At 64.6% G+C, this 16,782-nt stretch carries 15 protein-coding genes and 1 pseudogene; 5 read left to right on the top strand and 11 right to left on the bottom strand.

The window, feature by feature from the left end; translation table 11 throughout:
* Positions 1–34: 34 nt before the first annotated feature.
* Complete coding sequence (gene xseA / locus ACTCHC_RS11570; protein WP_463022650.1) at positions 35–1,582, bottom strand: exodeoxyribonuclease VII large subunit; 1,548 nt, start codon at positions 1,580–1,582, stop codon at positions 35–37.
* 71 nt (positions 1,583–1,653) lie between these two features.
* Between xseA and purD the strand changes: the two genes are divergently transcribed.
* Positions 1,654–2,916, top strand: coding sequence for a phosphoribosylamine--glycine ligase (purD, locus tag ACTCHC_RS11565; protein ID WP_463022649.1), 1,263 nt, complete (start codon positions 1,654–1,656; stop codon positions 2,914–2,916).
* Between the two features lie 135 nt (positions 2,917–3,051).
* On the opposite strand, the gene ACTCHC_RS11560 is transcribed toward purD, so the two are convergent.
* From ACTCHC_RS11560 to ACTCHC_RS11525, 8 genes and pseudogenes are all read right to left on the bottom strand, one after another.
* Positions 3,052–3,747, bottom strand: a complete 696-nt coding sequence (locus ACTCHC_RS11560; RefSeq protein ID WP_463022648.1) for an FG-GAP repeat domain-containing protein — start codon at positions 3,745–3,747, stop codon at positions 3,052–3,054.
* Complete coding sequence (locus ACTCHC_RS11555; RefSeq protein ID WP_463022647.1) at positions 3,747–4,070, bottom strand: 2Fe-2S iron-sulfur cluster-binding protein; 324 nt, start codon at positions 4,068–4,070, stop codon at positions 3,747–3,749. The genes ACTCHC_RS11560 and ACTCHC_RS11555 overlap by 1 nt, the downstream gene beginning before the upstream one ends.
* 145 nt (positions 4,071–4,215) lie before the next feature.
* A complete protein-coding gene (locus ACTCHC_RS11550) occupies positions 4,216–5,697 on the bottom strand; it encodes a DegQ family serine endoprotease (RefSeq protein WP_463022646.1) in 1,482 nt (493 codons plus the stop codon).
* A 227-nt stretch (positions 5,698–5,924) separates the two neighbouring features.
* Positions 5,925–6,794: a protease modulator HflC gene (hflC, locus tag ACTCHC_RS11545; RefSeq protein ID WP_463022645.1), complete on the bottom strand. Its 870-nt coding sequence runs from the start codon at positions 6,792–6,794 to the stop codon at positions 5,925–5,927.
* Positions 6,791–7,935, bottom strand: a pseudogene (gene hflK, locus ACTCHC_RS11540) (FtsH protease activity modulator HflK). The gene hflC and the pseudogene hflK overlap by 4 nt, the downstream one beginning before the upstream one ends.
* 67 nt (positions 7,936–8,002) lie before the next feature.
* The gene (gor, locus tag ACTCHC_RS11535; RefSeq protein WP_463022644.1) at positions 8,003–9,361 is read right to left on the bottom strand and encodes a glutathione-disulfide reductase; all 1,359 of its coding nucleotides are present in this window, start codon (positions 9,359–9,361) and stop codon (positions 8,003–8,005) included.
* Positions 9,362–9,371: 10 nt separating this feature from the next.
* Positions 9,372–10,154 carry a ribose-5-phosphate isomerase RpiA gene (rpiA, locus tag ACTCHC_RS11530; protein WP_463022643.1) on the bottom strand — a complete coding sequence of 261 codons (783 nt, stop codon included), beginning with the start codon at positions 10,152–10,154 and terminating at the stop codon, positions 9,372–9,374.
* Between the two features lie 78 nt (positions 10,155–10,232).
* On the bottom strand, positions 10,233–10,913 hold the full coding sequence (locus tag ACTCHC_RS11525) for a thiamine diphosphokinase (RefSeq protein ID WP_463022642.1): 681 nt from the start codon (positions 10,911–10,913) through the stop codon (positions 10,233–10,235).
* A 140-nt stretch (positions 10,914–11,053) separates the two neighbouring features.
* Between ACTCHC_RS11525 and ACTCHC_RS11520 the strand changes: the two genes are divergently transcribed.
* Positions 11,054–13,303, top strand: a complete 2,250-nt coding sequence (locus ACTCHC_RS11520; RefSeq protein ID WP_463022641.1) for a hypothetical protein — start codon at positions 11,054–11,056, stop codon at positions 13,301–13,303.
* A 52-nt stretch (positions 13,304–13,355) separates the two neighbouring features.
* Here the strand turns inward: ACTCHC_RS11520 and ACTCHC_RS11515 are convergent, their stop codons facing one another.
* Both ACTCHC_RS11515 and ACTCHC_RS11510 read right to left on the bottom strand, forming a co-directional pair.
* Positions 13,356–13,601, bottom strand: a complete 246-nt coding sequence (locus tag ACTCHC_RS11515) for a DUF2842 domain-containing protein (protein WP_463022640.1) — start codon at positions 13,599–13,601, stop codon at positions 13,356–13,358.
* Positions 13,598–14,890 (bottom strand): adenylosuccinate synthase, encoded by a 1,293-nt coding sequence (locus tag ACTCHC_RS11510; protein WP_463022639.1) that lies wholly within the window; start codon positions 14,888–14,890, stop codon positions 13,598–13,600. The genes ACTCHC_RS11515 and ACTCHC_RS11510 overlap by 4 nt, the downstream gene beginning before the upstream one ends.
* Before the next feature lie 139 nt (positions 14,891–15,029).
* Here ACTCHC_RS11510 and ACTCHC_RS11505 point away from each other — a divergent pair, with 139 nt between their 5' ends.
* The 3 genes from ACTCHC_RS11505 to ACTCHC_RS11495 all read left to right on the top strand — a co-directional run.
* Entirely contained in the window at positions 15,030–15,428 is a 399-nt protein-coding gene (locus ACTCHC_RS11505) for a DUF6524 family protein (protein WP_463022638.1), read from the top strand.
* 69 nt (positions 15,429–15,497) lie between these two features.
* Entirely contained in the window at positions 15,498–15,866 is a 369-nt protein-coding gene (gene secG, locus ACTCHC_RS11500) for a preprotein translocase subunit SecG (protein WP_463022637.1), read from the top strand.
* 166 nt (positions 15,867–16,032) lie between these two features.
* Positions 16,033–16,782: CTP synthase (locus ACTCHC_RS11495; protein ID WP_463022636.1), on the top strand; the 750-nt coding region annotated here is incomplete at its 3' end.

The raw sequence follows: 16,782 nt of genomic DNA, 5'->3' as shown, positions 1-16,782 counted from the left end.
GGGGCAAAGTGTCAATCAATGCCATGCCGTCGTTCTAAATCAGGCTGCCCTGTTCTGGCGGATCGTCGCGGGTGCGTTTTTTGCGCGCCGGGCGATTGCCGACAGCCAGGCGGCCATCCTGAAATTCGATTTCCAGCGCGCTGGCGGCTTCGGCCCCAGCGCGCGTGGTGATCACCTGATCGCCCGCACGCACCACCGCATAGCCGCGTTTCAGTGTTTCAGTATAGCCCAGGCTTTGGCGCATGCGTTCCAGCGCCTCCAGATGGTCGCGCCAGCCCTGAACCTGGCCGCCCGCCACCACGCCCAACCGGGCCGACAGGCGTTCCAGATCCTGCTGTTTGCGCTTCACATCACGCAGTAACGCATCGGGGCGCAGTCGCGCGGCGCGGGCATCAAACTGTTCGCGCCGCTGCGCCGTGCCGCGTGCCAGCCCCGGCATCAGCCGTGCGGCCCAGTTGTCCAGTCCGCGCCGCTCTGCCTCGATCCGGCGCGACAGGCTGGACGGACGCAGCGGCGCGGCGATGCGCGCCAGATGCACGCGCCGGCCCTGCGTTGCCGCCCGCAGCGCGGCAGGCAGGCGTTCGCCCGCCCGGTCCAGCCGCTGTGCCGCCATCTGCACCAGCGTATCGGGACGCGGCAGCGCGCGCGCCAGATCGCGCAGCCGCTGGCCGCGTAGCCCAACCGCCTGCGCCGCCGCCCGCGACAGGCGCGCGCCCTGCCCGTCGGCCCAGGCCAGCAATTCGATCCGCACCGGCACCGCCAGTTCCGCCGCCGCCGTGGGTGTCGGCGCGCGCCTGTCGGCGGCATAGTCGATCAGCGTGGTATCGGTTTCATGCCCCACCGCCGAAATCAGCGGGATCTCGGAGGCCGCCGCCGCGCGCACCACGATTTCCTCGTTGAAGCCCCACAGATCCTCCAACGACCCGCCACCGCGCGCGACGATGATCAGATCGGGCCGGGGGATGGCCCCGCCGGGCGTCAGCGCGTTGAACCCGTTGATGGCGCGTGCCACTTCGGGGGCGCAGGCCGCCCCCTGCACCGCCACCGGCCAGATCAGCACCCGGCGCGGAAACCTGTCGCGCAGCCGGTGCAGAATATCGCGGATCACCGCCCCCGAGGGCGATGTCACCACCCCGATCACGCCGGGCAGATAGGGCAGCGGTTTCTTGCGATCGGCGGCAAACAGACCTTCGCCCGCCAGCGCCTGCTTGCGCTTTTCCAGCATCGCCATCAGCGCGCCCATGCCCGCCGGGGCGATGTCTTCGATCACGATCTGGTATTTGGACTGGCCGGGGAAAGTGGTCAGCCGCCCGGTGGCGATCACCTCCATCCCCTCTTCGGGCTGGGTGGCCAGGCGTGCGGCCACGCCCTTCCACATCACCCCCGCGATCACCGAACGGTCATCCTTGAGGTCAAGATAGACATGGCCCGACCGGGGCCGCGACACGCGCCCAACCTCGCCCCGCACGCGGACATGGGCGAACTCGCCCTCGATCACCCGTTTGACCGAACCTGACAGCTCGGACACGGTGAATTCGGGGGCGTTCTGCCCCGGCGCGGGCTCTTCGAACAGATCTGACATGGGGCCTCGCTTGTCATGGGCGCAGGCGCAGCTTAGAACGCGGGCCAGCGAAGGCCAAGCGGGGGCAGCAAATGAATATCCTTATTCTGGGTGGTGGCGGGCGTGAACATGCGCTGGCCTGGGCAATCAAGCAGAACCCGCGTTGTGACCGGCTGATCGTGGCGCCGGGCAATGCGGGCATCGCCGCCCTTGCCGAATGCGCCGATATCAATATCGAAGATGGCGATGCCGTGGCCACCTTCGCTGAAGAAAACGCCGTTGATTTCGTGGTGATCGGCCCCGAGGCGCCGCTGGCCGCTGGCGTGGCCGACCGGCTGCGCGCCGCCGGGCTGCTGTGCTTTGGCCCCTCGAAACAGGCCGCACAGCTTGAGGCCTCAAAAACCTTCACCAAGGAAATCTGCGACGCCTGCAAGGCCCCGACCGCCGCCTGGGCCCGGTTCGATGCCGCCGAACCGGCCCGCGCCTATATCCGCAAAATGGGCGCGCCGATCGTGGTCAAGGCCGACGGGCTGGCCGCAGGCAAGGGCGTGGTCGTGGCCATGTCCGAGGCCGAGGCCATCGCCGCCATCGACGACATGTTCGCCGGTGCCTTTGGCGGCGCAGGGGCGCAGGTGGTGATCGAGGAATTCATGCAGGGCGAAGAGGCGTCGTTCTTCGTGCTGTGCGACGGAAAAACCGTGCTGCCCATCGGCACCGCGCAAGATCATAAACGCGTAGGCGACGGTGATACCGGCCCCAATACCGGCGGCATGGGCGCCTATTCCCCGGCCCCGGTCCTGTCCGACGCGGTGGCCGAGGCCGCACTGGAACAGATCATCCGCCCGAGCGTGGCCGAAATGGCCCGGCGCGGCACGCCCTATCAAGGCGTGCTTTATGCCGGGCTGATGATCCAGAACGGTCAGCCCCGTCTGGTGGAATATAACGCCCGTTTCGGCGATCCCGAATGCCAGGTGCTGATGATGCGGCTGGGCGCACAGGCGCTGGACCTGCTGCTGGCCTGCGCGCGGGGTGAACTGGACAACGCTCAGGTGAACTGGGCCGACGATCATGCCATCACCGTGGTCATGGCCGCCAAGGGCTATCCGGGCGATTATGCCAAGGGATCGGTGATCGCGGGGCTGGATACATTGCCCGAAGACAGCCTGAACATGGTCTTTCATGCCGGCACCAAGCAGATCGACGGCCGCATCACCGCCAATGGCGGACGGGTGCTGAACGTGACGGCGCGCGGCGCAACCCTGGCCGAGGCCCGCGCGCGTGCCTATGAAATGGTCGACCGGATCGACTGGCCCGGCGGCTTTTGCCGCCGCGATATCGGCTGGCGCGCCCTGTAAGCCCGCCTGGGTTTATTCTTGGGTCAAATACCCCCGCGCGCAGCGCGCGATTTTTCGCAGAAAAATCGTTCTTCTGCGGCACTGCCGCGCGGGTGTCACAGGGCGAATTTGAGTATTTTCGCCAAGAAGATGGGGCTATCGGCAGCTCATGGCCGCCGTGAAACCCGCCTGCGATGTATCGCTGCCGATGGCGCGTGCGCTCAACAGGCCTTCCGACAGGGAAATCGCCATCAGCCGTGACCAATCGGCATTGGCCGTGATGATCTGCGGCCCTTGCCCGCAGTTGCGGATACCGCCCGAAATGAAATCCTGTCCGATCCGGTGATTGGTCAGCCCGGCCAGATCGGCCACCGGCGTCAGGGCGCCATTCTCAAAGCGCCACAGGTGCAGGGTTTTCACCAGATGCGGCCGGTCGATATAGGCGATTTCCACCTGCCCGTCGCCATCCAGATCGCCCGCGCCGATTGGGGCCAGCCAGCGGTGGGATTGGCCGATAAAGGGCGTGGCGGCGATCAGGCCGGTTACGCCGTAAACCGACAGACGCGCCCCGCGCGCCAGGTCGGTTTCGACCACGATCACCTCGGGCGCGCCGTCGCCGTTCAGATCGGTCAGGCGGGGGGCCAGGTCTTCGAAGACGCGACCCGGGGGCAGTGTGATCTGCCGGGAGCCGCCATCAGAGAGTTGCATCACCAGCGCGCCATATTCCACATTGTCGCCTAGGATCGCGTGGTCATAGCGGGTTGTTGGATCGGCAAAGCCCGCCGATGTGATGTCGGCCCGGGCGGCGCAGGCGCCGGTCACGACCAGCGACAGGACCGCCGCGCGCCACATCAGATCTGTTTTTCCGGCAATTGCACCACCAGACCGTCCAGCGCCTCGGTCACCTTGATCTGGCAGGTCAGGCGTGAGCGGCCCGGCTGCGGCTGCCAGGCGAAATCCAGCATGTCTTCTTCCATCGCTTCGATCTTCGGCAGGCGGCCCATCCATTCGAGCGTAACATAGGCATGGCAGGTCGAACAGGCACAGGCGCCACCGCAATCGGCATCGATTCCGGGGATACCATTGTCGCGCGCGCCTTCCATCACGGTTAGGCCGGGTTTCACGTCCACGACATGTTCAGTGCCGTTATGCTCGATATAGGTGATCTTGGCCATCTGCGCCCTCGTCTGTGTTTGAACCTTGCGAAGACCAGATAGGCGATACCGGCCCGGGATGCCAGTGTCCGCCGTGCCGCAGCCGCGCATGAAAAGGGGCGCCGGTCAGGGCGCCCCGGGTCCGGCAGGGTGAACCGGATCTTGATTAATCCAGCGACAGCGCCACGAAACGCGGATCGCCATCGCGACGGATCAACAAGAGCAGGGTCTTGCGGCCGGCCTCTTTGGCCTCGCCCATCCGGTTTTCCAGATCGGACACCGTTGTGACCTTTTGCTGCCCGGCCTCGGTAATGACATCGCCGGCACGCAGGCCCTTTTCATAGGCTTCGGTGGACTCGTCGACATCGGTCACGACCAGGCCATCGGTCGATTTGTCCAGTTGCAGCTGGCCGCGCATCTCGTCTGTCAGCGGGGTCAGGGTCAGACCCAGGAATTGCGATGTGGCCGGGGCCTGCGGGGTAGTGGGCGATGCGGCGGCCGGAACGGCGCCCTCGGCGGTTTCGCGGCGGCCCAGCGTCACTTTGAGGGTTTCCGTCTTGCCCTCGCGATAGACGACCAGCCGCACCGATTTGCCAACGGCGGAATTGCCGACCAGGCGCACCAGTTCGCGGGTATCGGTGATGTCCTGCCCGTCGAAGGACTGGATCACATCACCCGATTTCAGCCCTGCCTCGGCGGCGGGGCCTTGCGGCACGTCTGTCACCAGCGCGCCGGCGGGTTTGGGCAGGCCCATCGCCTCGGCCACGTCGGGGGTGACATCCTGAATGCGCACGCCCAGCCAGCCGCGCCGGGTTTCGCCGAATTCACGCAACTGATCGGCGACGTTCTTGACGACATTCGAGGCCATGGAGAAGCCGATACCGATCGAACCGCCATTGGGCGACAGGATCGCGGTGTTCACGCCGATCACCTGGCCATCCATGTTGAACAGCGGACCGCCCGAATTGCCGCGGTTGATGGCCGCGTCGGTCTGGATGAAATCGTCATAGCTGCCTGTCAATGCGCGGTTGCGGGCCGATACGATCCCAGCCGAAACCGAAAATCCCTGGCCCAGCGGGTTGCCCACGGCCATGACCCAATCGCCCACGCGCATCACATCACTGTCGCCAAAGCTGACAAAGGGCAGCGGTTCCGGGCTTTCGACTTTCAGAAGGGCGATATCGGTATTGGGGTCGGTGCCGATCAGCTTGGCGTCCAGCACCTTACCTGAAAAGAATTCGACCTTGATCTCGTCCGCCTTGTCGATGACGTGGTTATTGGTGACGATATAACCGTCCTCGGAAATCACGAAACCAGAGCCAAGGGCCTGGCTGCGGCGCGGCCGGTCGGGCATGGGCCCGTTGGGGTTCATGAATTCCTTGAAGAAATCCTGAAAGGGTGATCCTTCGGGCAGTTGCGGCATCCGCTGATCCGAAGAGGCGGCGACAGTGGTGGTGGTGGTGATGTTTACCACGGCAGGGCTGACCTGTTCCGCCAGATCGGCAAAGCTGTCAGGCATGCCGCGCGCATAGGCCGACATGGTTTGCGCCGCCAGCAATGCCAGACCCAGCATCAGCGCCCACAGCCAGCGCAAGGCCAGCGCAGTGCGATCCTGCCGGGCGGAAAGTGTAATGGCCTGGGAATTCACGAGACGTCCTCCTGATTTTTTCGAAAAGGAATGTCCCCGCCGGAAACGCGCGGGGATGACCTTGCTGCTTTACATCAGATAGGCATACCGAATTTCAATTCAAAGCCCATCGCGCGGTCTCACTTCGCTGTGATAACGCTATCGGCGGCAAATTGCACGGTGTGGTTTCTCGCGGCCCGGCGCCGATCACGCGATCGACGCCGGGCTGCAGGACGGCCAAGGCCCTGTCAGGGGCGATCGGCATTCTTCAAATAGTTGAAGAATTCGCTGTCCGGGGCCAGGACCATGGTTGAATTGCCCGCCTGAAAAGCCCGGTCATAGGCGGTCAGCGAACGATAGAATTCAAAGAATTCCTGATCGGCGCCAAAGGCTTCGGCATAGATGCGGTTGCGTTCGGCATCGGCCTCGCCGCGGGCGATTTCGGCCTGACGCTCGGCATCCGACACCAGTTCGACCACGGTGCGGTCTGCCTGGGCGCGCACACGCTGGGCGGCTTCTTCGCCGCGGGCGATCTCGTCTGCGGCCTCGCGCTCGCGCTCGGCGCGCATGCGGGCAAAGGTGGCTTCCAGGTTCTGTTCAGGCAGGTCGGTGCGTTTGAGCCGCACATCGACGATTTCCAGACCCAGATTGCTGGCCTCGGAAATCGCGGCGTTGCGGATGCGCAGCATCAGCGCGGCCCGATCTGATGACAGGATGTCGTTCGAGCTGACCGACCCCAACACCTCGCGCGTGGCGGCGCGCAGGACGCGATCCAGCCGGTCTTCGGCCGAACGGATGCCCCCCACCCCGACAGCGCGGCGGAACTGCACCACATCGGCGATGCGGAACCGGGCAAAGGCATCGACGACCAGGCGGCGGTCATCCAGCGGCGTGACCTCCAGCGGGTCGATATCGCGGCTCAGGATACGGTCGTCATAGCGCACGATTTCCTGAATCAGCGGGATCTTGAAAGCCAGACCCGGAGTTTCCTTTACCGCCTTGACCTGGCCGAATTGCAGCACCAGCGCCTTTTCACGTTCGTCCACGATGAAAATCGAAGACAGGGCCAGCGCCACGACCACCACGACCGCGATCAGTGCAATCATCATCCTGTTCATTGGCTTGCTCCCCCGGTGGTGGCGGGCGCGGTGCGCCGCAATTCATTCAGTGGCAGATAGGGCACGACGCCATTTCCACCCTCTGCCGACGGGTCGATGATGATCTTGTCGACACGGCCCAGCACCTCTTCCATGGTTTCCAGATACAGGCGCTTGCGCGTCACCTCGGGGGCCTTGCGATATTCGGTCAGCACGGCGGAAAAGCGGCTGGCCTCACCGCTGGCTTCGTTCACCACGCGGGCGCGATAGCCCTCGGCCTCTTCAGCACCTGAGCGGCTTCACCCCGCGCCCCGGCAACCACGCGGTTGGCATAGGCATCGGCCTGTTTTTCCAGCCGGTCGCGTTCCTGTTCGGCGGCCTGCACCTCGCGGAAACTGTTGATGACCTCGCGCGGGGGGTCGGCTTTGTCAAAGTTCACGCGAACCACATTCATGCCGCTGTCATAGCTGTCGAGCGTCTGCTGGATCAGATCCTGCAGGCGCACGGCGATCACGCCACGGTCGCGGTTCAGAATGGGCGACAGTTCCGATTGCGCGATAATCTCGCGCATGGCCGATTCCGACACCGCGCGGATCGTCTGGTCGGGATCGCGCAGGTTGAACAGGAATTCGGCCGGATCGTTCACGTTCCAGACCACCTGAAAGTCGATATCGACGATGTTTTCATCGCCTGTGAGCATCAGTCCGGCATCGCCGCCACCCCGGCCCACCCCGATATCTTCGGTGCGTTCACGGGTCACGGGGATCACCTCGGCGGTCACGACGGGCCAGGGCGCGAAATTCAGCCCCGGTTCGCCGACAGCGTAAAATTCGCCCAGGAACAGCTCGATCGACTGTTCTTCCGGCTTGACCGTATAGAAAGAGGCAAAAAGCCACAGCGCCACCGCCGCCAGCACCGCGATGACGACTGTGCCGCGTGTAACCGCCGGCCCGCCACCACCACCGCTGCCGCCGCCCGGACGGGCCTGGCGGCCACCGCCGCCGCCCATCAACACGCGCAACTGTTCCTGTCCCCGCTTCATCAGATCGTCGATTTCGGGGATTTGCGAGCCTTCGCCGCGGCCCCCCTTGCCGGTATTGCGGTTACCACCATCCTTGTTAGAACCGCCACCTCCCCAGGGGCCACCGTTATTGCCAGTCATCCAGGCTATTACCTCTTTTGATTTTATCACGATCTTGCCTTCCTAATTGGTCACTGGCCTGCGAAAATCAACCGGCACGCACCGGGGTTTTCATCGTCACCAGTTCTTCGGCCATGGTCGGATGCACCGCGACGGTGCGGTCGAAATCTTCCTTGGTCGCGCCCATCTTGATGGCGATGGCCGCCAGTTGAATCATCTCGCCTGCATGATCGGCCACGATATGGCAGCCCAGCACCTTGCGCGTGGCCTGGCTGACGATCAGTTTCATCATCACCCGGTCGGGCCGTCCCGCAAACAGGGTCTGCATCGCGCGAAACGATGTGCAGTAGACGTCGATCGGTTCACGCTCGCGCGCGGCTTCCTCGGTCATGCCCACCGATCCCAGTTCGGGCTGGGTGAAAACGGCGCTGGCCACAAGGTCATGATCGGGCCTGGTGGGCGTGCCCTTGAACACGGTTTCGACAAAGGCCGCCGCCTCGCGGATGGCGACAGGCGTCAGGTTCATCCGGTCTGTCACATCGCCCACCGCAAAGATAGAGGGCACCGAGGTTTGCGAATAGTCATCCACCTGCACCTGCCCCCAACGGCCCAGAGTGACCCCGGCCGCCGCCAGCCCCAGCCCGTCGGTATTGGGTCGCCGGCCAGTGGCATACATCACCTTGTCATAGACGGCCTCGCGCCCATCCGTGCTTTTGACCCAGACGCCGCCGTTCTGCGCCCGCAGGTCCAGAACGTCGGTGCCGACATGCAGGTTCATCCCGCGGGCCCGCATTTCCTCGGCGACATGGCCGCGGGCTTCCTCATCGAAGCCGCGCAGGATCTGCGCGCCGCGATACATCTGCGTCACCTGCACCCCCAGCCCATGCAGGATACAGGCGAATTCGCAGGCGATATAGCCGCCGCCCACGATCAGGATCGACCGGGGCAGTTCATCCAGCTTGAAAATGTCGTTCGAGGTGATCACCAGGTCGGACCCGTCGCGTTCGGGCACGAAGGGGCGACCGCCGGTCGCAATCAGGATATGCTTGGCTGTCAGGCGTTCACCGCTGGACAGGGTCACGGTATGGGCATCTTCCAGAACCGCACGGGCGTTGAATATCTGCACCCCAGCCTTTTGCAGGTTGGTGGTATAGGCAGCCTCTAGCCGGTCCAGTTCGGCATCCAGTTTCGCCCGAAACACCGACCAGTCGAACCCGCCGGCCGTCACATCCCAGCCATAGGCGCGCGCATCCACCATCGCCGGCGCATAGGCGGATGCAAACACCATCAGTTTCTTGGGCACGCAGCCACGAATGACACAGGTGCCGCCCATGCGGTATTCCTCGGCCAGGGCCACGCGCGCGCCGCCTTCGGACGCGGCCAGCCGTGCCGCGCGCACGCCGCCCGATCCGCCGCCGATGACAAAAAGATCATAGTCGAAGGTCATGCCCCGCCCTTTACATGTCGGCGAACAGGTTATCGTTTTCCAGCAGGTCGATCCGCTCTTCCTCGACGGTGCCCTGATTGATGTCGCGCACTTCGACCCGGCCATCGCCATGGCCGATCACCACGATATCACAGATGTCGATGAACAGCCCGTTTTCGACAACCCCGGGGATCTGGTTCAGGATCAGCGCCAGCTGGCGCGGGTTGCCGATACGGTGCAGGTGCAGATCGACGATGTAATTGCCCTCATCCGTGACGAAGGGCGCATCGCGGTTCATGCGCAGCGATGTGTCGCGCCCCAGCACATCGACACTGACCAGCGTTTCCTCGATCAGGGCCTTGGTGGTCTGCCAGCCAAAGGGGATCACCTCGACCGGCAGGGGGAAGCCGCCAAGCTGGCCGACCTCCTTGGCCACGTCGGCGATCACGATCATCTGGTCGGATGCTGTGGCCACGATCTTTTCCTGCAACAACGCGCCGCCGCCGCCCTTGATCAGGCACAGATCGGCATCGAATTCATCCGCGCCGTCGATGGTCAGGTCCAGCCATTTTGCCTCGTCCAGCGATACCACATCAATGCCCACCTCGCGCGCCAGTTGCGCGGTGCGGGTCGATGTCGGCACCCCCTTGATGCGCAGACCTTCGTCGCGCACCAGCTCGCCCAGGCAGCGCACCATCCAGGCGGCTGTCGATCCGGTCCCCAGCCCCACGCGCATACCGTCCTCGACGAAATCCACGGCGCGCCTGGCGGCAACGAACTTGGCCTTGTCGATAGGGGAAAGCTCTCCGGTCATCGCGGTCTCCTGACTGTGTTTCCCGGTGTTATAAGAGAAGTGACGCTGGTCTGCGAGTGGCAATTGCGCGCGCCCCTCTCAGCGCGGCCAGACGGGGGCCGCCGACAGTGCCGCCATGGCGGCCGGCAAACACTCGCGCGGCATGATCACAACCATGCGGGGCCCGTCCACCGTGATCCGCTGTCGTGGCGCCGTCACCCTGTTGGATGTTCCGATCATGGCATCGGGCGCGAAGGCCAGCCCCGCGATGGGCCAGTGCAGCCCGCTGCTGTGCCCCGCCACCGCCCCGAAGGGAAACAGCGACAGCCGCGTGCCCGGCGCCAGGCCCAGCACCAGTTCGGACGGGCACAAGAAGGCGATATCCTGTGCGCCCAGCAGGATGCAGCGCGTGGCGGGCTGGCGCGTCAGTCCGCTCAGCGTGGCCAGAAGGTGATCCAGCCGCGGCCCCATGAAACCCAGCCCCAGGATCAGCGGCGCCCGGATCGCCCCCAGACATTTGTCGAAATCGGTGCTGTCCTGTTCGGCGACCGCGAACAGCCGGTCGGGCGGAATTGCCGCGCGCACGCTGGCTTGAATCGAATCCATGTCGCCGATCACCGCATCGGGCAGATGGCCCGCAAGGATGGCGTGATTGGCCCCGCCATCGGCCGCCACCAGCACCGGCGCACGCCCCAGCGCCTGCACCAGATCGGCGGCATCAACCGCCCCACCGCCCAGCAGCGTCACGTTTTGCTTTGTGTTCACAATCGGTTCAAACATGCTGTTCATCCTGCCCGAACGGGCGGGCGGCCACAATCTGAACACTAATAATCCCCCCAAATATCCCAGTTCTGTTCAATTTCAGGAAACAACTTATGTTAATTACTATCTTGCGAGTACCTTGAGAAAGTGAGCGACCCATGGTTGGTGCAAGTAAAATCCTGACGGTTTCCTATGGAACCTTCTCATGCACCCTCGAAGGATTCGACGATTCCTTTGGCACGATGAAAGCCATCGCGGAATATTTCCGTGATCTGGCTTCAGACGATCGGTATTTCGGGGCCGAGCCCCCGACGCCCGATGCCGAGATGCTGCAACGCATTGCCGAACGCGAGATCAGCCGCCGGGTCGAGGCCCGCATCAGCCAGGGTGGCGTCGTGCTGCGGGCCGACCGCGAAACCGCGCTGCCCGACAGGGCCGAACCCACACCCGAGCCAACCGCGCCGCCCGCGCCTGATGTTGCCGATTATGCCGCGCCGCCGCAGGCCGCCGCCGCGCCGGCCGCTGCATCCGATATGGGATCGGTCGCCGCCAAGCTGGCCCGTATCCGTGCGGTTGTGCAGACCGCCCGCGCCGCCGGGCCGGATTATGCCGAAGATGCGGATGTCGAAGACGCCGAGATCGCGCCGGCCGATACCGCCGAAGACGCCCCGGCCCAAGTCATGGCCCCGGTCATGGCCGACCTGCCCGACGCGCCCTTCATCGAGGACGAGCAGCCGGATGAGACCGGTGCCCTGCCCGATGCGATACTGCATGACGAGGATGACCAGTTCGCCACCGCCGCCGAACCCGAAACGGACGCGCCCGAATTGCACGCCGCGTCAGAGGACGAGGACGAGGACGACGAAGATCTTCTGGCCGAAGCCGAGGATTACGACGAAGATTATGACCCTGCGGCGATCTCGGCGCTGGAAAACGATGAGGCCCTGTTGTCGGCGCTGGCCGAAACCCTGAGCGCGCCCGAAGAAGCCTTTCCCGATGAAGACGAGGACGAGGCCCTGGCGCAGGATGACAGCGATCAGGCCACGCAGGATGACGCCCTGACCGGGGATATGGACGAGGCGCCGACGGTCGAGACCGGCGATTTCGACCTGGCCGAGGCCGAGGATATCGAGGCCGAGGATGACGCGGCACCCGCAGAGCTGAGCGCCGAGGATCACGATGCCTGGCCGGACGAAGACAGCCGCGACAGCGATAAAACGGCCGACAGCGAAATCGACGATGACGCCGGACAGATGGCCGCCATCGCCGGCGCAATGGCCGAACCGGAAGACACGAAGCCCGACAGCGCCGCGCCGGAAACCGACGCCCGTCCGGGCCGGGATCGTCGCCGCGAACGCCGCCGCAAGGCCCGGCATGCCGCACCGGTCCGCGCTGACCGTCTTGCCCCCGAAGAAGCGCGCGGCGCCGCCGCCCGCGCCCGGGCGCGTGTGCTGAAGGTGCGTCTGGCGGATCTGGCCGATGACGAAACGGATGACAGCATCACAGCCGCCATGGATGACGAGAAACCCGACTCCGTCACCGCCACGGCCCAGTTCGACATTGATGTCGCGATCGTCGATACCGATGCTGCCGAACCCGGCACCGTTCTGTCGCCCGAGGAAGAAGCCGATCTTGCGGCCGAGCTTGCCGATCTGGAACGCGACGCGCCCCCGGCCCCCGCCCGCGCCGAACCCCCGGCCCAGGACGACGCCGCCGTCGACCGGCTGGTCGATCAGGTCAATACCAAGATGGAAGGCACCGAAAGCCGCCGCCGCCTGTCGGCCATTGCCCATCTCAAGGCTGCCGTCGCGGCCACCATCGCCGAACGCCGCCTGCGTCCCGCCAGGGACAGCGAGGCACAGGCCGAGGTAGAGCGCATGCCCTATCGTCAGGATCTGGCCAAGGTCGTGCGCCCGGCCAGCGGCGACAAGGGTGCTGCGAAAATGCCGCCGCTGATGCTGGTTTCGGAACAGCGCATCGACCGCGCCCGACCCGCGGCGCAATCGGGCACCGGCCCGGCCGTGCTGCGCCACCCCAGCAGCAACGGCAATCTGGCGCTCAACCATGACAACGACCATGCCGAGCCTGACGAAGATCAGGAAGGCGCGGTCAATATCTTCCGCGACGATGAAAGCTTTGCCGAATTCGCAGCCCGCATGGGGGCCGACGATCTGGGAGAATTACTGGAGGCCGCCGCCATCTACAAGACAGCCGGCATATCGACCGTGCCCTTCACCCGGCCCGAAGTAATGCAGATCGTGGCCGATCACTGCGGGGACGATTACATCCGCGAAGATGCGTTGCGGGCCTTTGGCCGGTTGCTGCGCGAGGGTCAGATCATCCGCCAGAAACGCGGCGAATTCACGATTTCGAAAGCCTCGCGCTATATCGGTGCCTTTGGCGACTGACGCAGCGCCGCCGGCCTGCGGGTCGCGTGTTGGACGAGTGGCGGGCGGGGGATCAGATCTGATCCTTCGCCCGATCCTTTTGCTGCTCCGGGTCTTCCTTGCCGATGCCGCGGAACACGAAGCGGAACGGCAGCGCCCAGGCGATGCCCAGCCCGATATAGATCGCCAGTTCGAATATCATGCGCGGCCGGTCCATCTGGCTGACCAGCCACAGCGCCGCGGCGATATAGATCGGCAGGAACATCACCAGGATCACCAGCGCCCAGCGGCGGCGTTCCCTGTAGGACAGCCCCTTCATCGCGCGAACGGATCGGTGACAAGGATGGTGTCGTCACGCTCGGGCGAGGTGGACAACAGCGCGACCGGGCACTGGATCAGTTCTTCGACACGGCGCACATATTTGACGGCGGCGGCGGGCAGATCGGCCCAGCTGCGCGCGCCTGCGGTGCTGTCGGACCAGCCGTCCATGGTTTCGTAAACCGGGGTGACGCGGGCCTGCTGGTCGGCGGCGGTCGGCAGATAGTCCAGCATCGTTCCGTCCAGTTCATAGCCTGTGCAGATCTTAAGTTCGTCGAACCCGTCCAGTACGTCAAGCTTGGTCAGCGCGATGCCCGACACGCCCGATGTCGCGCAGGTCTGGCGCACCAGCACCGCATCGAACCAGCCGCAGCGCCGCTTGCGCCCCGTCACCGTGCCAAATTCATGCCCCCGCTCGCCCAGCCGCTGGCCGACCGTGTCGGTCAGTTCGGTCGGGAACGGGCCTTCACCGACGCGGGTCGTATAGGCCTTGACGATGCCCAGGACAAAATCAATCGCGGTCGGTCCCAGGCCTGATCCGGTCGCGGCCATTCCGGCCGTGGTGTTGGACGAGGTCACGAACGGATAGGTGCCGAAATCGACATCCAGCAACGACCCCTGCGCGCCCTCGAACAGGATACGTTTTCCGGCGCGGCGGTCCTCGTTCAGAACCTTCCAGACCGGGGCGGCAAAGGGCAGGATTTTCGGCGCGACCTCGGCCAATGCCGCCAGCAGCGCATCGCGGTCCACCTCTGGCAGACCCAGGCCCCGGCGCAGCGCGTCGTGATGCACCAGCAGCCGGTCAACGCGCGCCTGCAATGTGGCCGCATCGGCCAGATCGGCCACCCGCACCGTGCGTCGGCCCACCTTGTCCTCATAGGCCGGGCCGATACCCCGCCCGGTGGTGCCGATCTTGGCCACGGTGTTCTGGCTTTCGCGGGCGCGGTCCAGCTCGCCATGCACCGGCAGGATCAGCGGCGTGTTTTCCGCGATCATCAGATTGTCGGGGGTGACGGTAACGCCCTGCCCGGCCAGCCGCTCGATCTCGGCCAGCAGCGCCCAGGGGTCCAGCACCACGCCATTGCCGATCACCGACCGCTTGCCCGGCCGCACGATACCCGACGGCAGCAGCGACAGCTTGTAGACGGTGCCGTCGATGACCAGCGTGTGGCCTGCGTTATGCCCGCCCTGAAAGCGCACGATGACATCGGCGCGTTCCGACAGCCAGTCCACGATCTTGCCTTTTCCTTCGTCACCCCATTGGGCGCCGACGACGACGACATTGGCCATTGCTGATCCTTGCTTTTGCAGAAAACCCGTGCCCGTATAGCGGCCCGCGCCCGCGCCCGCAAACGCCAAATGCACGCCAAGGCTGGACAGGGCAAATCAGTTCCGCCACCTTCCGGGCAGCCAACCGAAAGGAACCGCCATGACCGGAATCGCCCTGCGCTGGGGTTTTGCCTTTGTCCTGCTGGCGGCGACCTATAACCCGACGCGGTGGAATTTCACCCGCTGGGCGGCGGACGGGTATCCCGACAACCTGCCGCTGGCGGTGCTGTTCGGGCTGATCCTGCTGGTGGGCTATGTGATCTATCTGCGCGCCACGCTGCGATCCATCGGCGCCTTTGGCATGATTCTGGTGGCCGCACTGGTCGGTGCGCTGATCTGGGTGCTGATCGACTGGGGCGTGCTGACGCTGAACAACCCGACGCTGAACCTGTGGCTGGGGCTGATCGTGCTGTCGGCGATCCTGGGCATCGGGCTGAGCTGGAGCCTGGTGCGCCGCCGCCTGTCGGGCCAGCTGGATGTGGATGAGCTGGACGAGTGACGTTTGTGGGGTTGCGGCAAGGCCCCCGACGATCTAGATACGCATCGTCGCATCTGAACCGGACTGCCCATGGAAAATGTCGTTCTCATCATCCACCTTGTTCTGGCGGTCTGCCTGATCGGGATCGTTCTGCTGCAACGCTCGGAGGGCGGCGGCCTGCTGAGCAGTGGCGGCGGTGCGGGTGGTGGTGTGATGTCGGGCCGTGCGGCCGCGACGGCGCTGGCCAAGCTGACCTGGGTCTTTGCGATATTGTTCATCGGCACCTCGATCTTCCTGACCATCATCGCCGCAGAAAAATCCGCCGGCACATCGGTTCTGGATCGTCTGGGCACATCGGCGCCGGCCCCGGTGGAAACCACGCCGGCCACGCCTTTGGGCGACAATCTTCTGCCCCCCAAAGGCAGCACCGCGCCGCTTTTGCCACCCCGCGCCGAATAAACGATAACTACTAAACATTGGTTCGGGCAGATTATCTGCCCCAGCATCTTGCGGTCTGGTTGCAGCGCGGTCACGAATCCGTTATAGCTTAAACCCCGTGATGCTTTGGCCTTTCCGGGCCGAATCAAACATTCTGAAACCGACAGATCACGGGGGATGCCAGCCTATGGCACGTTACATTTTCATCACGGGCGGCGTCGTTTCATCCCTGGGCAAGGGGCTGGCCTCGGCCGCGCTGGGGGCCTTGTTGCAGGCCCGCGGCTTTACCGTGCGGCTGCGCAAGCTGGACCCCTATCTGAATGTCGATCCGGGCACGATGTCGCCCTTTGAACATGGCGAGGTCTTCGTGACCGATGACGGCGCCGAAACCGATCTGGATCTTGGCCATTACGAACGCTTCACCGGCGTGGCGGCGCGAATGACCGATTCCGTCAGTTCGGGGCGCATCTATTCCACCGTTCTGGAAAAGGAACGCCGCGGCGATTACCTGGGCAAGACCATTCAGGTCATTCCTCACGTCACCAACGAGATCAAGGATTTCCTGTCGATCGGCGAGGATGAGGTCGATTTCATGCTGTGTGAAATCGGCGGCACCGTGGGCGATATCGAGGGCCTGCCGTTTTTCGAGGCGATCCGCCAGTTCGCGCAGGACCGCCCGCGCGGCCAGTGCATCTTCGTGCATTTGACGCTGCTGCCCTATATCGCCTCGGCGGGAGAATTGAAAACCAAGCCGACCCAGCACAGTGTCAAGGAATTACGCTCGATCGGGATCGCGCCCGATGTGCTGCTGTTGCGGTCCGAACACCCGATCCCCGAAAAGGAACGCGCCAAGATCGCGCAGTTCTGCAACGTGCGCAAGGATGCCGTGATCGCCGCCCCCGATCTGAAGACGATCTATGAGGCGCCGCTGGCCTAT

The sequence above is a fragment of the Actibacterium sp. genome (assembly GCF_055134745.1).
The sequence above is the reverse complement of the archived record's forward strand: the minus strand, read 5'-3'. Positions and strand labels throughout refer to the sequence as shown.

Coding starts and splice junctions, on each gene's coding strand:
- purD (WP_463022649.1), top strand. CDS start 1,654: ATGAATATCCTTATTCTGGGTGGTGGCGGGCGTGAACATGCGCTGGCC.
- ACTCHC_RS11510 (WP_463022639.1), bottom strand. CDS start 14,890: ATGGCCAATGTCGTCGTCGTCGGCGCCCAATGGGGTGACGAAGGAAAA.
- ACTCHC_RS11555 (WP_463022647.1), bottom strand. CDS start 4,070: ATGGCCAAGATCACCTATATCGAGCATAACGGCACTGAACATGTCGTG.
- gor (WP_463022644.1), bottom strand. CDS start 9,361: ATGACCTTCGACTATGATCTTTTTGTCATCGGCGGCGGATCGGGCGGC.
- ACTCHC_RS11525 (WP_463022642.1), bottom strand. CDS start 10,913: ATGTTTGAACCGATTGTGAACACAAAGCAAAACGTGACGCTGCTGGGC.
- xseA (WP_463022650.1), bottom strand. CDS start 1,582: ATGTCAGATCTGTTCGAAGAGCCCGCGCCGGGGCAGAACGCCCCCGAA.
- ACTCHC_RS11520 (WP_463022641.1), top strand. CDS start 11,054: ATGGTTGGTGCAAGTAAAATCCTGACGGTTTCCTATGGAACCTTCTCA.
- ACTCHC_RS11505 (WP_463022638.1), top strand. CDS start 15,030: ATGACCGGAATCGCCCTGCGCTGGGGTTTTGCCTTTGTCCTGCTGGCG.
- ACTCHC_RS11515 (WP_463022640.1), bottom strand. CDS start 13,601: ATGAAGGGGCTGTCCTACAGGGAACGCCGCCGCTGGGCGCTGGTGATC.
- secG (WP_463022637.1), top strand. CDS start 15,498: ATGGAAAATGTCGTTCTCATCATCCACCTTGTTCTGGCGGTCTGCCTG.
- rpiA (WP_463022643.1), bottom strand. CDS start 10,154: ATGACCGGAGAGCTTTCCCCTATCGACAAGGCCAAGTTCGTTGCCGCC.
- hflC (WP_463022645.1), bottom strand. CDS start 6,794: ATGAACAGGATGATGATTGCACTGATCGCGGTCGTGGTGGTCGTGGCG.
- ACTCHC_RS11560 (WP_463022648.1), bottom strand. CDS start 3,747: ATGTGGCGCGCGGCGGTCCTGTCGCTGGTCGTGACCGGCGCCTGCGCC.